At 41.2% G+C, this 951-nt stretch carries 1 protein-coding gene and 1 tRNA gene; both read right to left on the bottom strand.

Annotated features, from left to right (window positions below):
- Positions 1-267: 267 nt before the first annotated feature.
- A tRNA-Glu gene (locus tag D8803_RS09630) sits at positions 268-339 on the bottom strand.
- 72 nt (positions 340-411) lie between these two features.
- Positions 412-885, bottom strand: a complete 474-nt coding sequence (locus D8803_RS09635; RefSeq protein ID WP_001049381.1) for a hypothetical protein — start codon at positions 883-885, stop codon at positions 412-414.
- Positions 886-951 lie beyond the last annotated feature (66 nt).

Raw genomic sequence — 951 nt, forward strand, 5'->3', positions numbered from 1 at the left:
TTCGTCCTGAGCCAGGATCAAACTCTCATTAAAAGTTTGAGTTCTCACTCATTTCTGTCACTGACAGATTTGTTGTTTTTTTCATTGTTCAGTACTATAACCTTTGTTATAGTGCCCTGCACATTGGTTCGTCTTGTTCAGTTTTCAAAGGTCTTTGTCACTCAATCTCTCTCAAGCGACAACTATATTAGTATATCACAGCTGTTGACCTATGTCAACACTTTTTTGAAACTTTTTTTACTTTTTTTCATCTCTGCGATACACACATAGTCCGTACGGGATTCGAACCCGTGTTACCGCCGTGAAAAGGCGGTGTCTTAACCCCTTGACCAACGGACCTTGAGTTTTTCAACTCTTTCTATTATACCTACTTTTCAAACTTTGTCAAGGGATTTTTTGCCTATTTTCAGTTTATCTAAAATCACTCAATACCACTCTTAATTCTCCTAGAAGTGCCTTGCGTCCTTTGAAACATTCTCCTCCCATCAGACGTTCTAGTTGTTCTTGTTTTTCTTTCCCCTGACTTGCCTTGTAATTCTTTAGAAGCTCATGAAAGAGATAATAATCATCCAGTCTCAGTCCTTTTTCTCCTAGGCGATGGCTGATTTCACTCACCTCCTCATAAGGCTCTTTGTCGAAACGGCGCTTGTGACTTTCCTGTTTACGGATGTAGTCTAGGATGCGATTGCGGAATTTGGTTTTAAAGCACACATATAATCGGCGACGTTCACCAACTAGTAACTCTGGATGGTGACTGACCAGCTCATACAGGCACAGCATCCCCTCCTGGTCCCAGTCCTCTTTCTCCCACAGATGTAAATGGTATTCTTTGCGGCACTTATGGACAATCCCCTTGCTTTCTTCGTATAGTTCTTTCAGATTCATAGACCTCTCCTTTCTGCATTTAGTTTAACAAAATGCGCGAGCCCCTGAGTCTACTTTCTCTATTCT

Source organism: Streptococcus oralis (assembly GCF_003943385.1).
GTDB classification, from domain to species: domain Bacteria; phylum Bacillota; class Bacilli; order Lactobacillales; family Streptococcaceae; genus Streptococcus; species Streptococcus oralis_CA.

What these genes read in the sequence shown, in the direction of transcription:
- D8803_RS09635 (WP_001049381.1), bottom strand. Translation starts at nt 885, where the DNA reads ATGAATCTGAAAGAACTATACGAAGAAAGCAAGGGGATTGTCCATAAG.